Annotated in this window: 14 protein-coding genes; 7 read left to right on the top strand and 7 right to left on the bottom strand. The window is 69.7% G+C overall.

From position 1 onward, the window contains the following. The first annotated feature begins 48 nt into the window (after positions 1-48). Complete coding sequence (locus ACFYTE_RS19575; RefSeq protein WP_388711576.1) at positions 49-2,817, top strand: sialate O-acetylesterase; 2,769 nt, start codon at positions 49-51, stop codon at positions 2,815-2,817. A 128-nt stretch (positions 2,818-2,945) separates the two neighbouring features. Here ACFYTE_RS19575 and ACFYTE_RS19580 read toward each other — a convergent pair whose 3' ends face one another. The 4 genes from ACFYTE_RS19580 to hutH form a co-directional block, all read right to left on the bottom strand. Beyond that, on the bottom strand, positions 2,946-3,746 hold the full coding sequence (locus tag ACFYTE_RS19580; RefSeq protein ID WP_388711579.1) for an amino acid ABC transporter ATP-binding protein: 801 nt from the start codon (positions 3,744-3,746) through the stop codon (positions 2,946-2,948). After that, entirely contained in the window at positions 3,746-4,702 is a 957-nt protein-coding gene (locus ACFYTE_RS19585; RefSeq protein WP_388711582.1) for an amino acid ABC transporter permease, read from the bottom strand. The genes ACFYTE_RS19580 and ACFYTE_RS19585 overlap by 1 nt, the downstream gene beginning before the upstream one ends. Positions 4,703-4,712: 10 nt before the next feature. Next, entirely contained in the window at positions 4,713-5,648 is a 936-nt protein-coding gene (locus tag ACFYTE_RS19590) for an ABC transporter substrate-binding protein (protein ID WP_388711585.1), read from the bottom strand. A 199-nt stretch (positions 5,649-5,847) separates the two neighbouring features. After that, positions 5,848-7,401: a histidine ammonia-lyase gene (hutH, locus tag ACFYTE_RS19595; RefSeq protein ID WP_388711588.1), complete on the bottom strand. Its 1,554-nt coding sequence runs from the start codon at positions 7,399-7,401 to the stop codon at positions 5,848-5,850. A gap of 209 nt (positions 7,402-7,610) precedes the next feature. Between hutH and ACFYTE_RS19600 the strand changes: the two genes are divergently transcribed. Genes ACFYTE_RS19600 through ACFYTE_RS19625 form a run of 6 tightly spaced genes read left to right on the top strand, consistent with a single transcriptional unit; the run spans position 7,611 to position 11,903 of the window. After that, complete coding sequence (locus tag ACFYTE_RS19600; RefSeq protein WP_388711591.1) at positions 7,611-8,039, top strand: hypothetical protein; 429 nt, start codon at positions 7,611-7,613, stop codon at positions 8,037-8,039. 16 nt (positions 8,040-8,055) lie between these two features. Then, the gene (locus tag ACFYTE_RS19605; RefSeq protein WP_388711593.1) at positions 8,056-8,646 is read left to right on the top strand and encodes a hypothetical protein; all 591 of its coding nucleotides are present in this window, start codon (positions 8,056-8,058) and stop codon (positions 8,644-8,646) included. Between the two features lie 4 nt (positions 8,647-8,650). Beyond that, positions 8,651-9,427 (top strand): SDR family NAD(P)-dependent oxidoreductase, encoded by a 777-nt coding sequence (locus ACFYTE_RS19610; RefSeq protein WP_388711596.1) that lies wholly within the window; start codon positions 8,651-8,653, stop codon positions 9,425-9,427. Continuing rightward, positions 9,408-10,196: an SDR family NAD(P)-dependent oxidoreductase gene (locus ACFYTE_RS19615; protein ID WP_388711599.1), complete on the top strand. Its 789-nt coding sequence runs from the start codon at positions 9,408-9,410 to the stop codon at positions 10,194-10,196. Before ACFYTE_RS19610 ends, ACFYTE_RS19615 begins: the two co-directional genes overlap by 20 nt. A 47-nt stretch (positions 10,197-10,243) precedes the next feature. After that, positions 10,244-11,065: a MurR/RpiR family transcriptional regulator gene (locus tag ACFYTE_RS19620; RefSeq protein ID WP_388711602.1), complete on the top strand. Its 822-nt coding sequence runs from the start codon at positions 10,244-10,246 to the stop codon at positions 11,063-11,065. 34 nt (positions 11,066-11,099) lie between these two features. Continuing rightward, positions 11,100-11,903 (top strand): IclR family transcriptional regulator, encoded by an 804-nt coding sequence (locus tag ACFYTE_RS19625; RefSeq protein ID WP_388711605.1) that lies wholly within the window; start codon positions 11,100-11,102, stop codon positions 11,901-11,903. A 140-nt stretch (positions 11,904-12,043) separates the two neighbouring features. Here the strand turns inward: ACFYTE_RS19625 and ACFYTE_RS19630 are convergent, their stop codons facing one another. From ACFYTE_RS19630 to ACFYTE_RS19640, 3 genes are all read right to left on the bottom strand, one after another. Next, positions 12,044-13,297, bottom strand: coding sequence for an exo-beta-N-acetylmuramidase NamZ domain-containing protein (locus tag ACFYTE_RS19630; protein ID WP_388711608.1), 1,254 nt, complete (start codon positions 13,295-13,297; stop codon positions 12,044-12,046). A gap of 96 nt (positions 13,298-13,393) precedes the next feature. Continuing rightward, positions 13,394-16,294 (bottom strand): FAD-binding and (Fe-S)-binding domain-containing protein, encoded by a 2,901-nt coding sequence (locus tag ACFYTE_RS19635; RefSeq protein ID WP_388711611.1) that lies wholly within the window; start codon positions 16,292-16,294, stop codon positions 13,394-13,396. A gap of 23 nt (positions 16,295-16,317) precedes the next feature. Continuing rightward, a complete protein-coding gene (locus tag ACFYTE_RS19640) occupies positions 16,318-17,487 on the bottom strand; it encodes an anhydro-N-acetylmuramic acid kinase (RefSeq protein ID WP_388711614.1) in 1,170 nt (389 codons plus the stop codon). Positions 17,488-17,717: the final 230 nt, after the last annotated feature.

A 17,717-nucleotide genomic window follows, 5' to 3' on the forward strand; every position in this document is an offset into this window, starting at 1 on the left:
AACATACGAATACGTTTCTCGCGTCGGTTTCTTCCGATCGTGCGGTGGGTGCTCGCGGTCGCGGTCATCGCCGTCGGGGCGTCGTTGACGCCTCCGGTGCAGGCGGCAGCGGCGCATGCGGCCGAGCCGACCGGGTGCGAGACGGTCGACGAGCTCTCCGGATATCTCCCCCTGTACGAGCTGAACGTGCCCCGGGCGGCGTACTGGCGGGGCGGTGCCGGTGTTCCCTACGCGGTGAACAGGTCCGTCGGACCGGACAACAAGCCGAGCACCTCGTACCTGGACCGGGTCGCGTACTGCCTCGACACGGTGACGGCAGCGGGCGGCCATGAATGGGCCTACGCCTCGTTCGACGCCTTCACCAACAACCCCCGCCTGCTGGGCGTACCGAGCACCACGATCGCTCGGCGGGTCACCGGCCTGACGACGTGGGGCAGCAATGTGAAACACGTCGAGCGGGCGGAGGGCGGGTACATCGAGTTCTGGCCCGGCACCTACCGCGCGACCGCCTCGCCGTCCGTTCCGTCCGGTGGCAGCTCCGCCTACGACTTCTCCGACACACCGAGCGGTGCCGGTACCGGATACGGGTCGATGCAGGTGCACAACACCGCCGCCCGGGAGACGGTGCTGGCGCTCAACGGATGGAGCCACAGCCGCGGCCGGTACCTGGACGTCGGCACGGGCAACCAGAAGACCGGTCAGCCGGACTGGACCTTCTCCCAGTCGGGCCGGAGGCTGTCCTCGGCCACACTGAAGGTGTACGTCAAACCGGCCACGCCGAACGCGACCCGGTGCGAGCAGACGGTGGGCGAGCTGGCCGACTACCAGCTGCTGTACGACGCGGAGGTCCCCCGGACCGCGGCGGCCTGGGCCCATGGTGTGCCGTACGCGGTGGACAATTCGGCGTCGCTCCGGACCCCGTTCTCCCGTGTCGCCTACTGCCTTGACGGCATGTACGGCACCACACCGGCTTGGTCCTACGCGTCCATGAACGCCTGGACGCAGGATCCGAAGGCACTGGGCGTGCCGATGTCCGCGACGGTCCGGCGCACGGTCGCCGAGCTGACCGTACGGGGGTCCCATGTGCGTCCGTCGGACCACAGCGCCGGTTACCTGGAGCTGTGGCCGAACCGGTACGGCCGGGAACTGCCGCCCAGCGCACCGCCGGGTGGCAGCGCCACCGCCTGGGACATCGTCGACAATCCCCGTCCGGCCACCGGGCAGATTCCGGGTACGGGCGGCTACGGATCGTTCCAGGTCCACGACCTGACGCACCGGCAGACCGTGCTCGCGGTCAACGGCTGGGCGCACACACCGCAGACACGTGTGTCCGCGGGTGTCGGTACCGCGCCCGTCGGCCAGCCGGACTGGACCTTCGCCGAGAACGCGGGCAGGTGGACGGCACCGCATCTGCGGGTGTACGTGAAACCGGCCGGTGTGGACATCGTCACCGGGCCGACGAACGCCCAGCTGTACCCCCGGGACCGGGCCACGAACACGGCGACGGTCACGGTACGGAGCCATGTCACCGACCCGGACGTCACCGCCCTGCACATGAACGTCTACCGTGCGGGCGCGCTCGTCTCCACGCAGCAGGTGCCGGCCGAGGAATGGTGCACGATGAGCGCCCCGATCACCGCGGAGCGAGCCTCCTACACGGTCGAGGTGTGGGCGCAGCGGCCGTCGGGCACCACGCTCGTCCGCCGCGCCACCGACGTCGTCGCCGGCGACGTGTACGTCATCCAGGGCCAGTCCAACGCGGTGGCCGCGGGCGCCGGACACGCCGGCACCGCCAGCTCGATGGACCACTCGCCCTGGGTGCGGACCTTCGGGTACGACAGCCCGGATCCGGTGCGTTCCGTCCTCGACCGGAACTGGTACCGGGCCACCGGAGAGGGCTTCGAGGGGTCCCACACCTCGGTACGCGGCGCGATCGGTCAGCTCGGGATGCGGCTGGGGCAGGACCTGGCCGACCGGACCGGTGTTCCGGTCGCGATCCTCAACGGCGCGGACGGCGGGAAGCCGTCGACCTTCTTCCAGCGCTCCGACGGCAGGCCCAACGACCCGGCCACGAACTACGGCCGGCTGCTCGGCAGGCTGGTCGACGGCGGCCTGGCCGGTGCGGTGCGGGCTGTCATCTGGTACCAGGGCGAGTCGGACAACGGCCTGAACGGCAAACCGACGGCGGCGCAGCACAACGCGAACGTGCGGTCCCTCCTCGCCGACTGGCGGACCGACTTCACCGGCCTCGAACACGTCTACGTCGTCCAGATCCGCAAGCACTGCGGGGCGGTTCGCAACGCCGCCGTCCAGGAGGTGCAGCGCCGGCTCGCCGCTGTCGCCGGCACGTCGGTGATGACGACCATGGGGCTGGACGGCCACGACGGCTGCCACTACACCTACCGGTCCGGCTACCGTCAGCTCGCCGACTGGTTGAGCCTGGCGATCCGCCGCGACCTCCACGGCGTCCGGCCGGCCACGCCGGCGGACCCGCCGAACCCGCTGCGTGCGGTCTGGGAGGACCCGGCGCACAGCAGGATCCGGATCGACCTCACGGACGCCACGCAGACGCTTCGCTGCGACGCCGGAAGCAAGGCCGACTTCATCCTGAACGGCACGACCGTGAAGGTGGCGGGCGTCAGCTGCGGTACCGGCCGGGTGAGCCTCGCCCTGACGGGCCGGGTCACCGGTCCGGTGAGCCTCACCTACACCGGCCACCCCGGCCGGGCCACCGACTCGGCGACGCCGGCCACCGCGTGGCTCGTCAACGCTTCGGGGATGGGCCTGCTGGCGTTCGACCGGCTCCCGGTCGGCTGACCCGTCCACCGCTCGGGTGGCCGTCTGCCCTCAGGCATGACGACAGACGGCCACCGACTCGGTGTGCGTGCCCCGACCGAGACTCCCGCTCGACGTGTGACTCTCAGGGTCGGAATGCGAACAGTCCGTCACCGGCGCGGCCCGGGGGCACGTGAGGGGCCCTGGACATGTCGGAGGAAGGCTTGGGTTCTGTCATTGACGGGATCGGAGATGGTCTCCTCGGCGGGGCCGACTTCGACGATGGTTCCCTGGTCCATGAACGCGACCCTGTCGCCGACTTCGCGGGCGAACCGCATCTCGTGGGTGACGACCACCATCGTCATGCCCGCCTGGGCCACCTCCCTCATGACCGACAGCACTTCGCCCACCAGTTCGGGATCCAGCGCGCTCGTCGGTTCGTCGAAGAGCATCACCTTGGGGTCCATGGCGAGCGAGCGGGCGATCGCAACGCGTTGCTGCTGTCCTCCGGACAGTTGTCGCGGCAGCGAGTCCTCGTGCCGGGACATGCCGACCAACTGGAGCGCGGCGCGGGCTCTTGCGACCGACTCCGGTTCGGGCCTGCGCAGGACCGTTCGCTGCCCGATGGTGACGTTCTCCAGGGCGGTCAGGTGCTGGAAGAGGTTGAAGTGTTGGAAGACCATACCGACCTGACGGCGGAAGAGCGCGATGTCCCGCTCCGACGCCTCATGCAATCGCCCGTCCTTGACGACGCAGCCGACGTAGGTGCCGTCGACCTTGATGTACCCGCTGTCCGGCCGCTCCAGTAGGTTCACGCACCGAAGGAGCGTGCTCTTCCCCGATCCGGAAGGGCCGATCAGACACAGCACCTCACCACGGGCGACGTCCAGGTCGATCCCCTTGAGGACTTCGGTCTTACTGAAGGACTTGCGTACCGACCGCATTTCGATCAGCGAAGAAGACTCCGGCATCATGCGCTCCCTTCGGCGTCCGCCCCGCCCCGGGTGGACTCGGGACGCCACTTCGTGCGGCTCCGGCTCTTGTCGAAGGTGAACTTCCGCTCCAGAAGGTGTTGTCCCAGGGAGGCGGCCATCACGAGGATGAGGTACCAGACCGTGGCGACCATGAGCAGCGGGACGACGGCGAAGTTCGCGCCGTAGATCTGTTGCGTGCGTGTGAGCAGGTCGCCGCCGCCGATCACGGCGACGAGAGCGCTTGCCTTGAGCAGGCTGATGAGTTGGTTGCCGATCGGGGGGATGATGACCCGAGTCGCCTGTGGGACGACGATGGCACGCAGGGCCGTCGTGCGCCGCATACCCAGGCTGAGGGCGGCTTCCACCTGACCGTGAGAGACGGATACCAGCCCAGCCCGCATGATCTCCGCGGCGAAGGCGGCTTCATGCAGTGAGAGTCCGATGACCGCGGCGGTGAAACCGCTGACGAGCGCGTTCGTGTCCCAGCTCCATGCGAAGACCGATATCCGCGGGACGAAGAGCGCGAAGTTGAAAGAGACGAGGAGCAACACGATCAGGGGCAGCCCCCGGAAGAATCCGACATAGGCTCGGGCGACGAGTCGCAGCACGGGATTGCCTGCCTCGTTCATCAGAGCCACGACCATGCCGACGACCACCGCGATCGCTTCGGCCAGCACGGTCAACTCGACCGTGACAGCGAGGCCCTCCAGTATGGGGCGCGAGAAGAAGTACCTTCTGAAGACCGGCCATTGGAGCTGATCGTTGGCCATAGAGCCTTTCAGCGCCAGAACGATCAATGCGATGAGGACCGCTCCCGTCACCCAGTGGCCGGGGTGGCGGCGGGGCAGCGGGGGCGCATGCGGATCGTCCACTTCGGTGCGGCCGTCCTGCGCGGTTTTCCCCGTCGTCCCCGCTGCGGCTGGACGATGGTCGGATGAGGGAGGCATGGTCATGGCCGACCGCCTACTTCCCGCACGCGCCGCACAACTGCGGCAGCTCTAGGGGCTTGGTCGAAGCGAGGTTGATCCCGGGCGTGTCCAAAGCGATGTCGTCCAGACTCCAGGATTTCATGATCTTGCTGTAGGAGCCGTCCTCGACCATGGCCACCAGGGCGCTGCGGAGTGCCTCCGCGAGTTCGGTGTCACCCTTCTTCACGACGATGCCGACGTACGTCCTCGCCATGAGGGGGCTCGTGAAGACGGAGAAGGCGTTGCCGCTGACCTTCCTCTGCCATTCCCCGGTCGCAAGGTCCGTGAAGGCGAGGTCGATTCGGCCGGAGCGAAGGGCGGTGTTCTGGTCCGCGGCCGTGGGGAAGTTGGTGACGGTCAGTGGTTGTCTGCCGGATTTCGCGCAGTTCTTCGAGTACCGGGCCGCGTCGCCGACGAACTCGGTGCCCGTCTGTACGCCGGCCTTGAGGCCGCACAGGCTCAGTGGGTTCTCGGTGACTGCACCGGGGTTGGAGCTGGTCGTCATGACGCCCTTGACGGCGTAGGCGTAGTCGACGAACATCACCTGCTTCTCGCGTTCCTCGTTGTCGGTGATGCACTCCATGGCGGCCGAGAACCGGCCGGCCTGGACCCCCGGGAGAAGACCGTCGAAGGCGAGGGACCGCTGCTTGATCTCGATCCCGAGCCGGTCGGCCATCGCCATCAGGATGTCGTGGTTGAAGCCGTCGATCTTGTTCTGGTCGTTCATGTAATCGCACGGCGGGTACGAGGCGTCGGTCGCGACGGTCATCGTTCCTGCGTCACGGATGCTCGCCGGCAGCTTCGCGTGAAGCCCCGGGTCGGCGGAGGCGTTCGCGTCCGCGGTGTCGTCCGATGTCCCGCAGCCGCCGGCCGTGAGGAGACAGGCGGTGGCAAGGGCGAGACACCCGAGGAAGTGACGGCTTCTGATCATGGCTCTTCTCTCGTCGGGGTCCGGCGGCGTTGCGCGGCCGGGCCGATGTGACGTCGACGGACGGGTTCGGCTCCACTGTGGCGCTGGTCGGTCAGCGTGGCTTGCACATTTTGTAAACAGATTTTCAGATTGTAAATTCATGAATCCCGTTGATACAGAGGTGGTGCTGACACGTATCCGGGGCAGCACCACCACCGCGTCACGCGAGGGCGACGCCCGCGTCGCGTACCGCGGCAGCGACCGCGTCGCCGCGGACGAGTCCGACGACGGCATCGATCTCGGGCGCGAGATAGCGATCAGGCCCCGGCCCGTCGACGACCCGTCGTACGGCATCCCGCACCGCCTTGAGCACGGGCGACGGGGCGAGCGGGGCCCGCATGTCCTGGGCCCGTGTCGCGACGAGGAGTTCGACGGCGAGCACCCGTGTCAGGGCGTCCAGCGAGCGCAGGAGTTTCCGCCCCGCGTTCCACCCCATGGAGACGTGATCTTCCTGCATGGCACTCGTGGGGATCGAGTCGACCGACGCGGGGGAGGCGAGGCGCTTCATCTCCGAGACGAGGGATGCCTGGGTGTACTGCGCGATCATCAGCCCCGAGTCCACTCCCGGGTCCTCGGCGAGGAAGGCGTTGAGACCACCGCTGCGGGCCGGATCGAGCATGCGGTCGGTGCGCCGCTCGCTGATACCGGCCAGGTCCGCCACCGCGACGGCCAGGAAATCGAGGACGTAGCCGAGCGGTGCGCCGTGGAAGTTGCCGTTGGACTCGACCCGCCCGTCCCCGGTCACGACGGGGTTGTCGATCGCCGAGCGCAGCTCCCGTCCGGCGACCGACATGGCGTGGTCCAGTGTGTCGCGCACGGCGCCGTGCACCTGAGGAGCGCACCGCAACGAGTAGGCGTCCTGGACACGTGTCGAGCGGTCCGACCAGTGACTCGCAACGATCGGGGAGTCCGCGAGCATCGCGAACAGGTTGGCCGCCGACACTCTCTGCCCAGGATGCGGGCGCAGTTCCTGCAGGTCCGGGGCGAAGACGCTTCCGGTGCCGCCCAGAGCCTCGACGCTGACCGCGGCCGCCACGTCCGCCAGTTTCAGGAGGCGCGCCAGGTCCTCTCCGGCGAGGCAGAGCGTCGCGAGCATCCCGTCCGTTCCGTTGATGAGGGCCAAGCCCTCCTTCTCGGCGAGTTCGAGTGGCTCAAGTCCATGCTGCGCCAACGCATCCGCGGCCGCGCAAAGACGCCCGTCGGGCAGCCGAACCCGGCCCTCGCCCATCAGTGCAAGGGCGCAGTGCGCGAGGGGCGCGAGATCGCCGGAGCACCCAAGGCTCCCGAACTCGCCGACGACCGGTGTGATGCCCGAGTTGAGGAGCGCCTCGTACCGGCGCGCGGTGACCTCGCGCACCCCGGTCCGGCCCGTGGCCAGGGTCGCGAGCCTCAAGAGCATCAGCCCCCTGACGACTTCGGCCTCCACCTCGGCTCCGGTGCTCGCCGCATGACTGCGTACGAGTCCGTGCTGGAGCCGTACCCGCTGGGCGACCGGAATGTGCCGTGTCGCCAGAGCACCGAACCCGGTCGAGACGCCGTACGCCGGCCGTGGGCTGCGAGCCAGTTTGTCGATGACGTCCCGGCCCTCACGGATGGCCGCCAACGCCTCGGAGGTGAGCTGGACCCGGGCCCGCCCTCGGGCGACAGCGATCACGTCGGCCGGCCGTACGCCATGAACGCCTATCGGGACAAAGGGATGTGCTGGTTGATTCATGGCCCCAAGAAGAAGACGACCACTGTGCCCGGCGCGATACCCGTGGCGCGGTTCGAGTCTCACGGGTGGGACACGGGCCGCGCCTTGTAAACTTTATGAATCTCCTCCATTCATACCTTTGACATGTGAATGAAGCGCCCTTAGGTTGCAGCTGTCGACGCTCGGCACCGGGCTTCGGCAGACCTCGAACCATGCGAAGGAGCTGACCAGTGAGTCGACCCGCCCACATAAGCCTGGACTTCCCGGCGCTGAATACGGTCCTCAAGGCTCGCCTGCTCTGGGACGTGAACCCGGAGCTGTGCGAGAAGTTCCTGGAGACCCTCCCCTTCACCACGATCTACTCGCACACCACGGCTTCCGGCCAGGGGATGTACGCCCCGACCCGCGTCGTCGGAAGCGTTCCCGCGAAGCACATGCTCCTGACCGAGATGCCGCACGGGACGATCACTCTCAGTACGGACAACTACAAGACCCTCGGCTTCTTCTACGGGCCGATCACCGAGCCGCTTCCCGGCTTCCCCCCGATCGCCGAGGTCCTCGACGAGGACAAGCCGAAGATGGCCGGAGTCGGCCGCGAGGTCTGGCTGTCCAACACCGTCACCCATGAGCCGGTCGCCGTCACCGTCACCGCGGCCTGAGAAAGGAGAAGACCCCATGAACGACGTCCTCGCCCTCCAGAAGGAACTCCAGGACGAGACCGACCGGATCTGGCTGGACGAGCCGGAGGAGATCAAGGCCATGCGGCTCGGTGTCTTCACCTCCGACGCCGGCAGCTACGGTCAGTTCTTCTCCAACCTCGTGTTCGTGAACGGTGACATGCGGGCCCTGTCCACCTGGATCACGCCCGCCATCATCGTGCGGGCCGTGAGCGACGAACGCTTCAGTCTCCAGCAGTGCAAGGATCTCTTCGCCTGGACGAACCTGGTGAACGTCGACTTCCTCGCCTACTGCGGCTTCGTGAAGTTCGGCACCTTCGTCCACCGCATCGTCGAAGTCTTCGACCAGATCACGACGAAGGACGAACTCTCCGACCTGCTCGCGGCCTGGTACGCCTACGCGAACCGCGTGTACCTGTGGGTGCACCACACGTTCCCGTGGGGGCTCGGGACCGCCTACCCGAAGCTCACCGGCGCCGACCTCGCCTTCATCGGCGAGGCACGGCAGTCGACGGCCGTCCACGACTACTTCGACAAGTACGGCAACGGTCTCGTCACGTTCGCCGAGACCTCCGAAGCGGCCGGCTGACGACATGGGCACACTCGCGAGGCCGGCCGGTGAGGCTCCCGTCGCACTCGTGGCCGGCGCGAGCAGCGGCATAGGATCTGCCGTCGCGCATCGTCTGGCCGCCGACGGCTACCGATGCATCCTCCACTGCCGCCGCAACCGCGTGCACGCGGACGCGGTGGCGGCCGGCCTCCCGGGCACCGGGCACCTGGTGGCATCCGCCGATCTGACGCAGCCGCCGGACATCACCCGGCTGGTACAGACCGTACGCCGCCATGCGGCGAAGTGGCCCTCCGTCGTCGTCAACTGCGCGCATCCGACACCACACACGGGCGACCTGGTGGACGTCACTCCGGAGGCATGGACGACCGAGTCGGGTGCGATCGCGGTGCATCTGGCACTGATCTCGGCCTTCGTACCGCCCATGGTGGCCGCGCGCGGAGGCTGCCTCGTCGCGATCAGCGGCGGGCTGGCGCGACGTCACAGCGCCGGGCTCGGGTTGTACGGCGCCGCCAAGGCCGCGGTGGAGGTGCTCACCCGCACTCTCGCGCTGGAGGTGGGCCGATACGGCGTGCGGGCCAACGTCGTCGCCCCCGGCCGCCTGGCCGGCTGGACGGACGAACCCGGGCCCGAGACCGATCCCTTCGCCCGCCTGGACGCCGCCACGAAGGACCGCCGGGCCCTGCCCGACCTGCCGACGGCAGGGGACATCGCCGAGGTGGTCGGATTCCTCGTGTCGCCGTCGGCCGCCGGGCTCAGCGGACACATCATCGACGTCAACAGTGGAGAGCAAATTGGCTGAGAAGAAACTGGCCGGCACCGTCGCCCTGGTGACCGGCGGGGCCGAGCGTGTGGGCCGGATCATCAGTGAGTCGCTGGCCGGTGCCGGCGCCGTCGTGGCCATCAACCACCGCGGACAGCAAAGACATGCCGACGCCACGATGGAGGCGATCCGTGCGGCAGGCGGCCGAGCCTTTGCTCACGATGCCGACGTCTCCTCGCCCGAGGCCTGCCGCGGCCTCGTCGACACGGTGGTCGCCGAGCACGGCCGACTGGACTTCGTCGTGCACAACGCGAGCAGCTTTGTCGCGACACCCTTCGTCGAGACGACCACCGCGGACTTCGACAAGGCCTTCGACGTTCTCGTACGGGGCCCGTACTTCCTGTCCCAGGCGGCGGCGAAGCACATGCAGGAGCGCGGCAGCGGAAAGATCATCGCGATCGCCGGCAACTCCTACTTCGAGGGCTGGCCCCTCCTGACCGCTCACTCGATCGCGAAAGCCGCCGTGGTCAAGATGATGCAGATCCTGTCGGTGGCCCTTGCACCCCAGGTGCAGTGCCATGTGGTCTGCCCCGCGCACATCCTCGACAGTGCGGGTACGACCAATACCGATCTGCGGGCCCGGCGCCACGAGGTCTCCGACGGGAAGCTGCTCCGACTCGCGGACGACGTGTTGCTGCGAGAGGGCCGGCCGGAGGATGTTGCGGAGTTGATATCGTATCTCTGCGGTAGCACGCCTTACCTCAATGGCGCGCTCATCGCCATTGACGGCGGCAAGTCCAATTTCTGACGCCGGCACGCCGATCTGAAATCCGGTCAAGTGTGGAGACTCCCTACATGTCTCGGGAATTCGTCGAATTCTTCGCAAGCTACCGTCTGACTCCTGCTCAGCGCCGGATCAGCCAGACTCTTGTGGAGCACTCAAGCGACGTTCCCTCGCTGACCGCGTCGGAGGTTGCCGAACTCGCCAACGTGAGCCAGCCGTCGGTGACCCGGCTCGCCGTGGCCGTGGGTTATTCCGGCTATGCCGAACTCCGGCACGCACTGGTCCAACTGCTCAATGCTTCGCCCCCGGGTTCCGAACTGGAGGAGCCGAATGAATTCCAGCGTGCGCTCAACAGCGAGATCGAGAACCTCCGGTCCCTCGGTGTCCGCCTCTCCGACCGTACCGGCATCCGGCAGGCCGGTGCCCTCATCGTCGGTGCGCCCGTGGTCGTGGCGCTCGGGCATCGCTCGGCCGCGCACATCGCCGGATACTTCGGCCACTTCGCGTCCAAGGTTCACCGTGACGTCCGTGTCCTCACCTGCGCCGGTTCCGAATTGGCCGAGTCCTTGGTGGCTGACCGGTCGGTCGGTGCCGGTGTGCTGGTGGCCTTCCTCCACGCCCCGTACCCCGCCGACACCATCGACGCGCTCGAATTCGCCCAGCAACTCGGTTTCCGGCTCGTGCTGATCAGTGACTCCGACGTCGTCGCCGGGAGCGACTGGGCAGAAGTGCTGCTGCGCGCCGACATCTCCTCACGACTCATCTTTGACACCCATGCGGCCACGTTCATGGCGGCATCCCTCCTCGTCCAAGCGATCTGCGACGAGGACCCGGTCGGCGTCCAACGCCGCCTCGAAGAGCAAGAGCGCTCTCTACGAGGGCGCCGCGTCTGATGTGACGTGACAGCCAGGAGGAGGAAACACCGCCATGTCCTCGATGCCCTCGGCGCTACAGATACTGAACATCCTGCGGTACTTGGCAGAACACCCGTCCGGCGCACGGGCCTCCGTGATGTCGGTCAGACTCGGACTCCCACGCTCGACCACGTATCGGCTGCTGGGCCTGATGGTCGAAGAGGGTTTCGCCCTGCACCACCCGGCGGACCAGACCTTCGGTCTGGGAGCGGCAGCCTACGAGATCGCCAACTCGTACGACTGCGACACCACGATCCAGCGGCTCGGCAGGCCGACGCTCACCGACCTGGTCGTCGAGCGGTTCCCCGAGGCGGTCGCGCAACTCAGCGTGTTGCGCAACCGGGAGACGATGCACCTCCTGCGCATCTCCGGCAAGCGCGCTCCGGTCACCCTCGCCGACGTGGGCGTCCGCCTCCCGGCCCAGCTCACAGCCACTGGACGCGCGATGCTGGGCTATCACAGCCACGCACACACTCGCGCCCTGTTCAGCGATCCCGCATGCCTCACCCGCCGAACAGATCGCGGGCCGACGACCCTTCGGGAACTGCGCCACGTTCTGCAGTGCGTTCGTGCACTCGGATGGGCACGGGAAGACAGCGAGGTCGGCGAGGGCCTGGCTTCCGTCGCCGCACCGGTCCTCGACCCGACGGGCTTCCCGATCGCCGCGGTCGGCCTCACCTTCCGCCAGGATGAGCTGGACGACCTGTGTCGCGCCCGCGCCGCCGAGGCCTGTCAGATCGCCTGCCGTCAGATCGCCTACCAACTCCACGGGGCAAGGGTCAAGTTCCACCGCACCGCACGGCAGTCGGCTTCCTGAGGGCCGGCCCGGTCGTCGGACTCGGCCGGCCGTTTGCTCATCGCGACGTGCCCGGTGGCGAACGTCCACCCCCCCCGGCGGGTTTCGCCGTCGGTCCGGACCGGCCGACGGCGAGACCCGGGGGGACGGGCCGGCGGGGGTCAGCGGTAGAGGAGGTAGTGACGGCGGAGGTTGCGGAACGCCGCCAGCTCACTCGCCCAGGCCGCCGCCACTTCGTCCGCCCCGGCGCCCGCGTCGATCATCGTGCGGACCAGTGTGCTGCCCGTCAGCAGGTCGATGTTGTGGTCGGCTCGCCAGGAGAAGCCGCTCCACACACGCTTCGCGGTCACCAGGAGCGCCACTCCCGTGTGCACGGGGTCGTAGATGTCACGGTCGCGGACGTGGATCTGCACGCCGCCCACCGTCGTTCCCTGGAACTTCGAGAAGGTGGGCGCGAAGTACGCCTCACGGAACTCCACCCCCGGCAGGCCGAGGGCGCCTGCGGCCTCCGCCCACCGGGCGTCGATGCCTTCGGCCCCGAGCAACTCGAAGGGACGGGTCGTGCCGCGCCCCTCCGACAGGTTGGTGCCCTCGAAGAGACACGTCCCGGGGTACACGAGGGCGGTGTCGGGTGTCGGCATGTTCGGGCTCGGCGGCACCCAGGGCAGACCGGAGGTGTCGTAGAAGTCCGAGCGCCGCCATCCGGACATGAGAACCGTCTCCAGGTGCACCGGAGTCTGCAGGAACTCGCCGTTGAACAACCGGGCCAGCTCCGCGACCGTCATGCCGTGCGCCTGGGCGATGGGCTGCCGGCCGACGAACGACGCGAACTCCTTGTGCAGCACGGGGCCGAGCGCACCGCGTCCTGTCACCGGGTTGGGCCGGTCCAGGACCACGACGCGCTTGCCCGCGAGCTGCGCGGCCTCCATGCAGTCGTAGAGCGTCCAGATGTATGTGTAGAAGCGCGCGCCCACGTCCTGGATGTCGAACACCACGGTGTCGACTCCGGAGGCGGTGAAGATGTCGGCCAGCGGCCGGCCGTTCTTGAGGTAGGTGTCGTACACCGGCAGGCCCGTCGCCGGGTCGTCGTAGCGCCCCTCCGAGCCGCCCGCCTGCGCGGTTCCGCGGAAACCGTGCTCGGGTCCGAAGACGGCGACCAGGTTCACCCGGTCGTCCGCGTGCATCACGTCGACGATGTGGCGTACGTCGCGGGTCACGCCCGTCGGGTTGGTGACGATGCCGACGCGTTGGCCGTCCAGCAGTGCGTATCCGTCCTCTGCGAGGCGTTCGAAGCCGGTACGCAGTCGGCGCCCGTGGCCCTGCGCCGCGGCGGCCGGAGCGGTGGCCGCTCCCATGACAGTCAGGGCCCCCGCGGTGGAGCCGGCGGCCAGCAGATTCCTTCTGGACAGGTTCATGGTGTGACCTCCGTGCTCTTGGCGAACGCGGTGAACTCATGTGTGGGTCGAGTATCTGAAGAGCAAGCGCGGACGTCAATAAGTAACCGGCAGGCTTTAGTTGTGGTCATTTTTTGACCCCTGTCGTCGCTCGGTGGCTTCGTCGAGGAGTTCCAGCACGTGTCGGTAGGGGCGGCCGGTGGAACGGGTCATGCCCATCTCACAGGTGCGGTTGCAGGAGGCGTACGCGTCGTAGGTTCCGGCGGTGATCTCGGCGGCCTGGGCGGCGGTGGCGGCCGCTGTGACCTCCGGGTGGAGCAGACCTCGGTCGCCGGCGAATGCGCAGCAGCCCCAGGTGTCGGGGACGGTGACCTCGTCGCCGACGGCCGCCGCCAGGGTGCGCAACGCGCTCTCGCTGCCCAGGTGCACGGTGGAGCAGGTGGGGTGCAGGGCGAGGGTGCGCAGCCGGCGGGGTTCGGGCAGGGCGGGAAGCAGCTGCTCGGCGGCGAAGACGACGCTGTCGACGAACGTCAGCGACGCGAAACGGGCGCGGTCGGATTCCGGGAGGGCGTCGGGCAGTTGCTCCAGGCCGTGGGTGCAGGAGGAAGCGTCGCAGACCACGGGCAGCCGGCCGTGGTCGCTCGCCTCCCACAGCGCCTCAAGGGTGCGGGCGGCCATGGTCCGGTGTCCGGTGGTGTAGCCCTTGGACTGCCAGGGCGTGCCGCAGCACAGTCCGGCCAGTTCACCGGGCACGGTGACGGGAACGCCCGCCCGTTCGCACAGCCGCAGGAAGGCGGCCGCCGAGCCCGCCGCTCCACCTGGAGCGGCCTCGGGTGCGAAGACGCTGCCGATGCAGGCGGCGAAGAACACCGCCTGGGGCTCGGCCGGTCGCCGGGGCGCGGGACGGGCCGGGCCGCCGCGGGGGATGTCGTCCGCCCAGGCGGGGACCAGTTCCCCCGCGCCGAGCCGGCGGGCCGCGCCGGTGGCGGCGCGCAGTGCGGGGGCGGGCAGAGTGTGCGCGGTGTTCAGCGCGGCGCGCACGCCTTTGACCGCGGTCGCCCAGTGCCGGGCCGCCGTGTTCCCGGCGCGTTGTGCGGCGGCGCCGTGGCGTTCGGCGCGCAGGCGTTTCATGACCGCGCCGGTGTCGATGGCGACCGGGCAGGCGGTGACGCAGAGGCTGTCGGCCGCGCAGCTGTCGACGGCCGCGTAGGTGTAGTCGCTCTCCAGGGCGCGGCGGCGTTCCTCGTCGCCGGCCGCGGTGGCCAGCGCGATCTCCCGCTGGAGCGCGATGCGCTGACGGGGTGTCGTGGTGGTGTCCGCGGTGGGGCAGACGGGTTCGCAGTAGCCGCACTCGACGCAGGCGTCGAGTGCGGGATCGACCTGCGGGACGCTCTTGAGGCTGCGCAGGTGGGCGGCCGGATCGTCCTCCAGGATCACGCCCGGGTTGAGCACGCCGTGCGGGTCGCACAGCCGCTTCAGCTCGCGCATGACGTCGTACAGTTCGTCGCCGTACTGGCGGCGGACGAAGGGGGCCATGGCGCGGCCGGTGCCGTGCTCGGCCTTCAGCGTGCCCCCGGCGTCCAGGACGAGGTCGACCATGGCGTCGGTGAACCGGGCGTAGCGCTCGATCTCCCGGGCGGAGTCGAAGTCCTGGGTGAGCATGAAGTGGAGGTTGCCGTCGCGGGCGTGGCCGAAGATCACCGCGTCCTGGTAGCCGTGCCGGTCGAAGAGCGCGATGAGCCCCTCGCAGGTGCGGGTCAGCCGTTCCATCGGCACCGCGATGTCCTCCAGGAGCGCTGTGGTCCCGGGACGGCGGGCCCCCGCGACCGCGGTGTACAGGCCCTTGCGCAGGTGCCAGAGCCGGGCCCTGATGCGCGGGTCGCGGACGAGCGAGGTCCCGGTGACGGCGGGCAGGCGCTCCAGGACCGGCCGCGCGGCCCTGACCGTCTGCTCCAGCAGTTCGGCGCTGTCCTCGGCGAACTCGACCAGCAGGGCGGCGTGTTGCTCCACGCGCAGACCGTGCAGTTCGTCGACCGGGTCCGGGGAGTGCTGCGCCACCCGCAGTGAGGCGGCGTCGAGGAGTTCGGCGGTGCGGGCGCCCGCGGCGAGCAGTGCCGGCAGGGCGTCGGTGGCCTCGGCGAGGCCGGGCAGTACCAGCAGGCCGGTGGCGGTGTGCGGCAGCAGGGGGACGGTGCGGAAGACCGCCTCTCCCACGAAGCCGAGGGTGCCCTCGCTGCCGATCATGAGGTGGGCGAGGATGTCGACCGGATCGCTGTGGTCCAGGAACGAGTTGAGCCCGTAGCCCAGGGTGTTCTTCATCGAGAACAGTCGCTCGATGAGAGCACGGGAGGCGGCGGAGGCGCGGATGCGGTCGCGCAACCGCAGGAGACCGGCGTGCAGTTCGGGCTCGCGGGCGCGCAGTGCCGCGTCGGCGTCGGGGGCCGCGGTGTCGACCACGGTGCCGGAGGGCAGCACGAACTGCAGGGACTCCATGGTGCGGTAGGCGTTGTCCTGGGTGCCGCAGTTCATGCCGCTGGAGTTGTTGGCGACCAGGCCGCCGATGGTGCAGGCGGACTCGCTGGCCGGGTCGGGGCCGATCCGGCGCCCGTACCGGGCGAGCCGCGCATTGGCCTGACGCACCGTCAGTCCTGGTTGCAGCCGGATGCGCAGGCCCTCGTCGAGGATCTGCGCGCCGCGCCAGTGGCTGCGGACGTCCACGAGGATGCCGTCGCCGCTCGCCTGCCCCGCCAGGCTGGTGCCGCCCGAGCGCAGGGTGAGCGGCAGCCCGGCCGCGCCGGCCCCGGCCATCAGGGCGCCCACCTCGGCCGCGGACGCGGCGCGCACGACGGCGCGCGGTGTGAACAGGTACGGCGAGGCGTCGTGGGCGGCCGCGACCCTGCGCGGCACATCGGTCGTCACCCTGGACGGGTCGCTGACGCACGCGGCGAGGATCGTGGCCAGTCGGGCGTCGTCTTCCGGGCCGGGCGGCGCGGGGACGGTCGGGGTGGAGGGGGTCATGGGTCCTCGATGCCGGGATGGGGTCAGTGCGTGATGCGCAGCAGGCGCGGCGGTTGTGCGGCGGGTTCGCACAACCGCAGCGGCAGCAGGCCGGGGGTGATGCTGCCGAGGAGCGTGGCGCGGCGGGCTCCGGTGCCCGAGGGGAGCGTTCCGGGCAGGCCGTTGACGGTGAGGAAGCCGAGCACGGCGAAGGCCAGGGCCTCCTTGGCGTCGCAGGGCAGACCCAGGGCGTCACTGGGGCGGACCGGCACGCCCGGCAGCTCTTCGGTGATCATGCGCATCAGCACCGGGTTGCGGGCGCCGCCGCCGGAGACGATGAGTTCGGTGACGCCGTGCGTGCGGCAGGCGTCCGCGACGGTGACGGCGGTGAGCCGGGTCAGGGTGGCCAGGACGTCGTCGGGATGTGGCGTGGGCACGGCGTCGAGGGCCCGTTGCAGATAGGGCAGGTGGAAGTGTTCCTTGCCGGTGCTCTTGGGCGCGGGCCTGCGGTAGTAGGGGTCGTCCAGCAGGAAGGCGAGCAGGCCGGGGTCGGTGCGGCCGGCGGCGGCCCTGCGGCCGTCCTCGTCGTAGGCGGCGGCGCCCGCGGTGAAGTGCCGTACGGCGGCGTCCAGGAGGGCGTTCGCCGGTCCCGTGTCGAAGGCCAGGGGGTCGGTGCCGGGGGCGACGACGGTGACGTTGGCGATGCCGCCCAGGTTGAGTGCGGCGGGGGTGCCGGGCAGGGCGCGCAGGAGCAGTGTGTCGGTCATGGCGACCAGCGGGGCGCCCTGACCGCCGGCGGCGACGTCCCGGCTGCGCAGGTCGGAGACGACGGGGAGGCCGGTCGCTTCGGCGATCCAGGCCGGCTGGCCGAGTTGGAGGGTGCCGCGCACGATGCCGTCCTCCACCCAGTGGTGCATGGTCTGGCCGTGCGAGACGACCAGGTCGGCGGTGCCGTCGCACAGTTCGTGCAGGGCGCGTCGGGCGGCGTCGGCGAAGGCCTGGCCGATGCCGGTGTCCAGGGCGCACACGGCCTGGGTGGTGGTGGCGGCCGGCGGGAGGGTGGCGGCGATCAGGTCGCGCAGGTCGCCGGGGTAGGGCCGGGAGAGGTGGCCGAGGGGCCGCAGACACAGAACGTCGCCGTTCAGGGTGAGGTCGGCGGCGGCCGCTTCGATGGCGTCGTAGGAGGTGCCCGACATCAGGCCGATCACACGCACGGTGCCTCCTGGCCCATGTTCCGCCGCGCGGGCGGGGTCGGCTGCGGTTGCTGCATGGCTTCTCCCCAGGGGTGCTGTCGCTGGACGGGGGTGGGGGGGGCGCGGGGGGCCCCCCCCCCCCGGGGGGGGGGGGGGCGCCCCCCGGGGCCGGCCGCCCCCCCCCCCCCGCCCGCGCCCCCCCCCCCCCCCCGCCCCCGACGAAGCGCCCCCGGTAGCCCGGACCCCCAAGA

This window comes from Streptomyces sp. NPDC004629, assembly GCF_042873595.1.
In the GTDB taxonomy this organism is placed as follows: domain Bacteria; phylum Actinomycetota; class Actinomycetes; order Streptomycetales; family Streptomycetaceae; genus Streptomyces.

Coding starts and splice junctions, on each gene's coding strand:
- hutH (WP_388711588.1), bottom strand. CDS start 7,401: ATGAATCAACCAGCACATCCCTTTGTCCCGATAGGCGTTCATGGCGTA.
- ACFYTE_RS19630 (WP_388711608.1), bottom strand. CDS start 13,297: ATGAACCTGTCCAGAAGGAATCTGCTGGCCGCCGGCTCCACCGCGGGG.
- ACFYTE_RS19635 (WP_388711611.1), bottom strand. CDS start 16,294: ATGACCCCCTCCACCCCGACCGTCCCCGCGCCGCCCGGCCCGGAAGAC.
- ACFYTE_RS19580 (WP_388711579.1), bottom strand. CDS start 3,746: ATGCCGGAGTCTTCTTCGCTGATCGAAATGCGGTCGGTACGCAAGTCC.
- ACFYTE_RS19610 (WP_388711596.1), top strand. CDS start 8,651: ATGGGCACACTCGCGAGGCCGGCCGGTGAGGCTCCCGTCGCACTCGTG.
- ACFYTE_RS19620 (WP_388711602.1), top strand. CDS start 10,244: ATGTCTCGGGAATTCGTCGAATTCTTCGCAAGCTACCGTCTGACTCCT.
- ACFYTE_RS19590 (WP_388711585.1), bottom strand. CDS start 5,648: ATGATCAGAAGCCGTCACTTCCTCGGGTGTCTCGCCCTTGCCACCGCC.
- ACFYTE_RS19625 (WP_388711605.1), top strand. CDS start 11,100: ATGTCCTCGATGCCCTCGGCGCTACAGATACTGAACATCCTGCGGTAC.
- ACFYTE_RS19585 (WP_388711582.1), bottom strand. CDS start 4,702: ATGACCATGCCTCCCTCATCCGACCATCGTCCAGCCGCAGCGGGGACG.
- ACFYTE_RS19605 (WP_388711593.1), top strand. CDS start 8,056: ATGAACGACGTCCTCGCCCTCCAGAAGGAACTCCAGGACGAGACCGAC.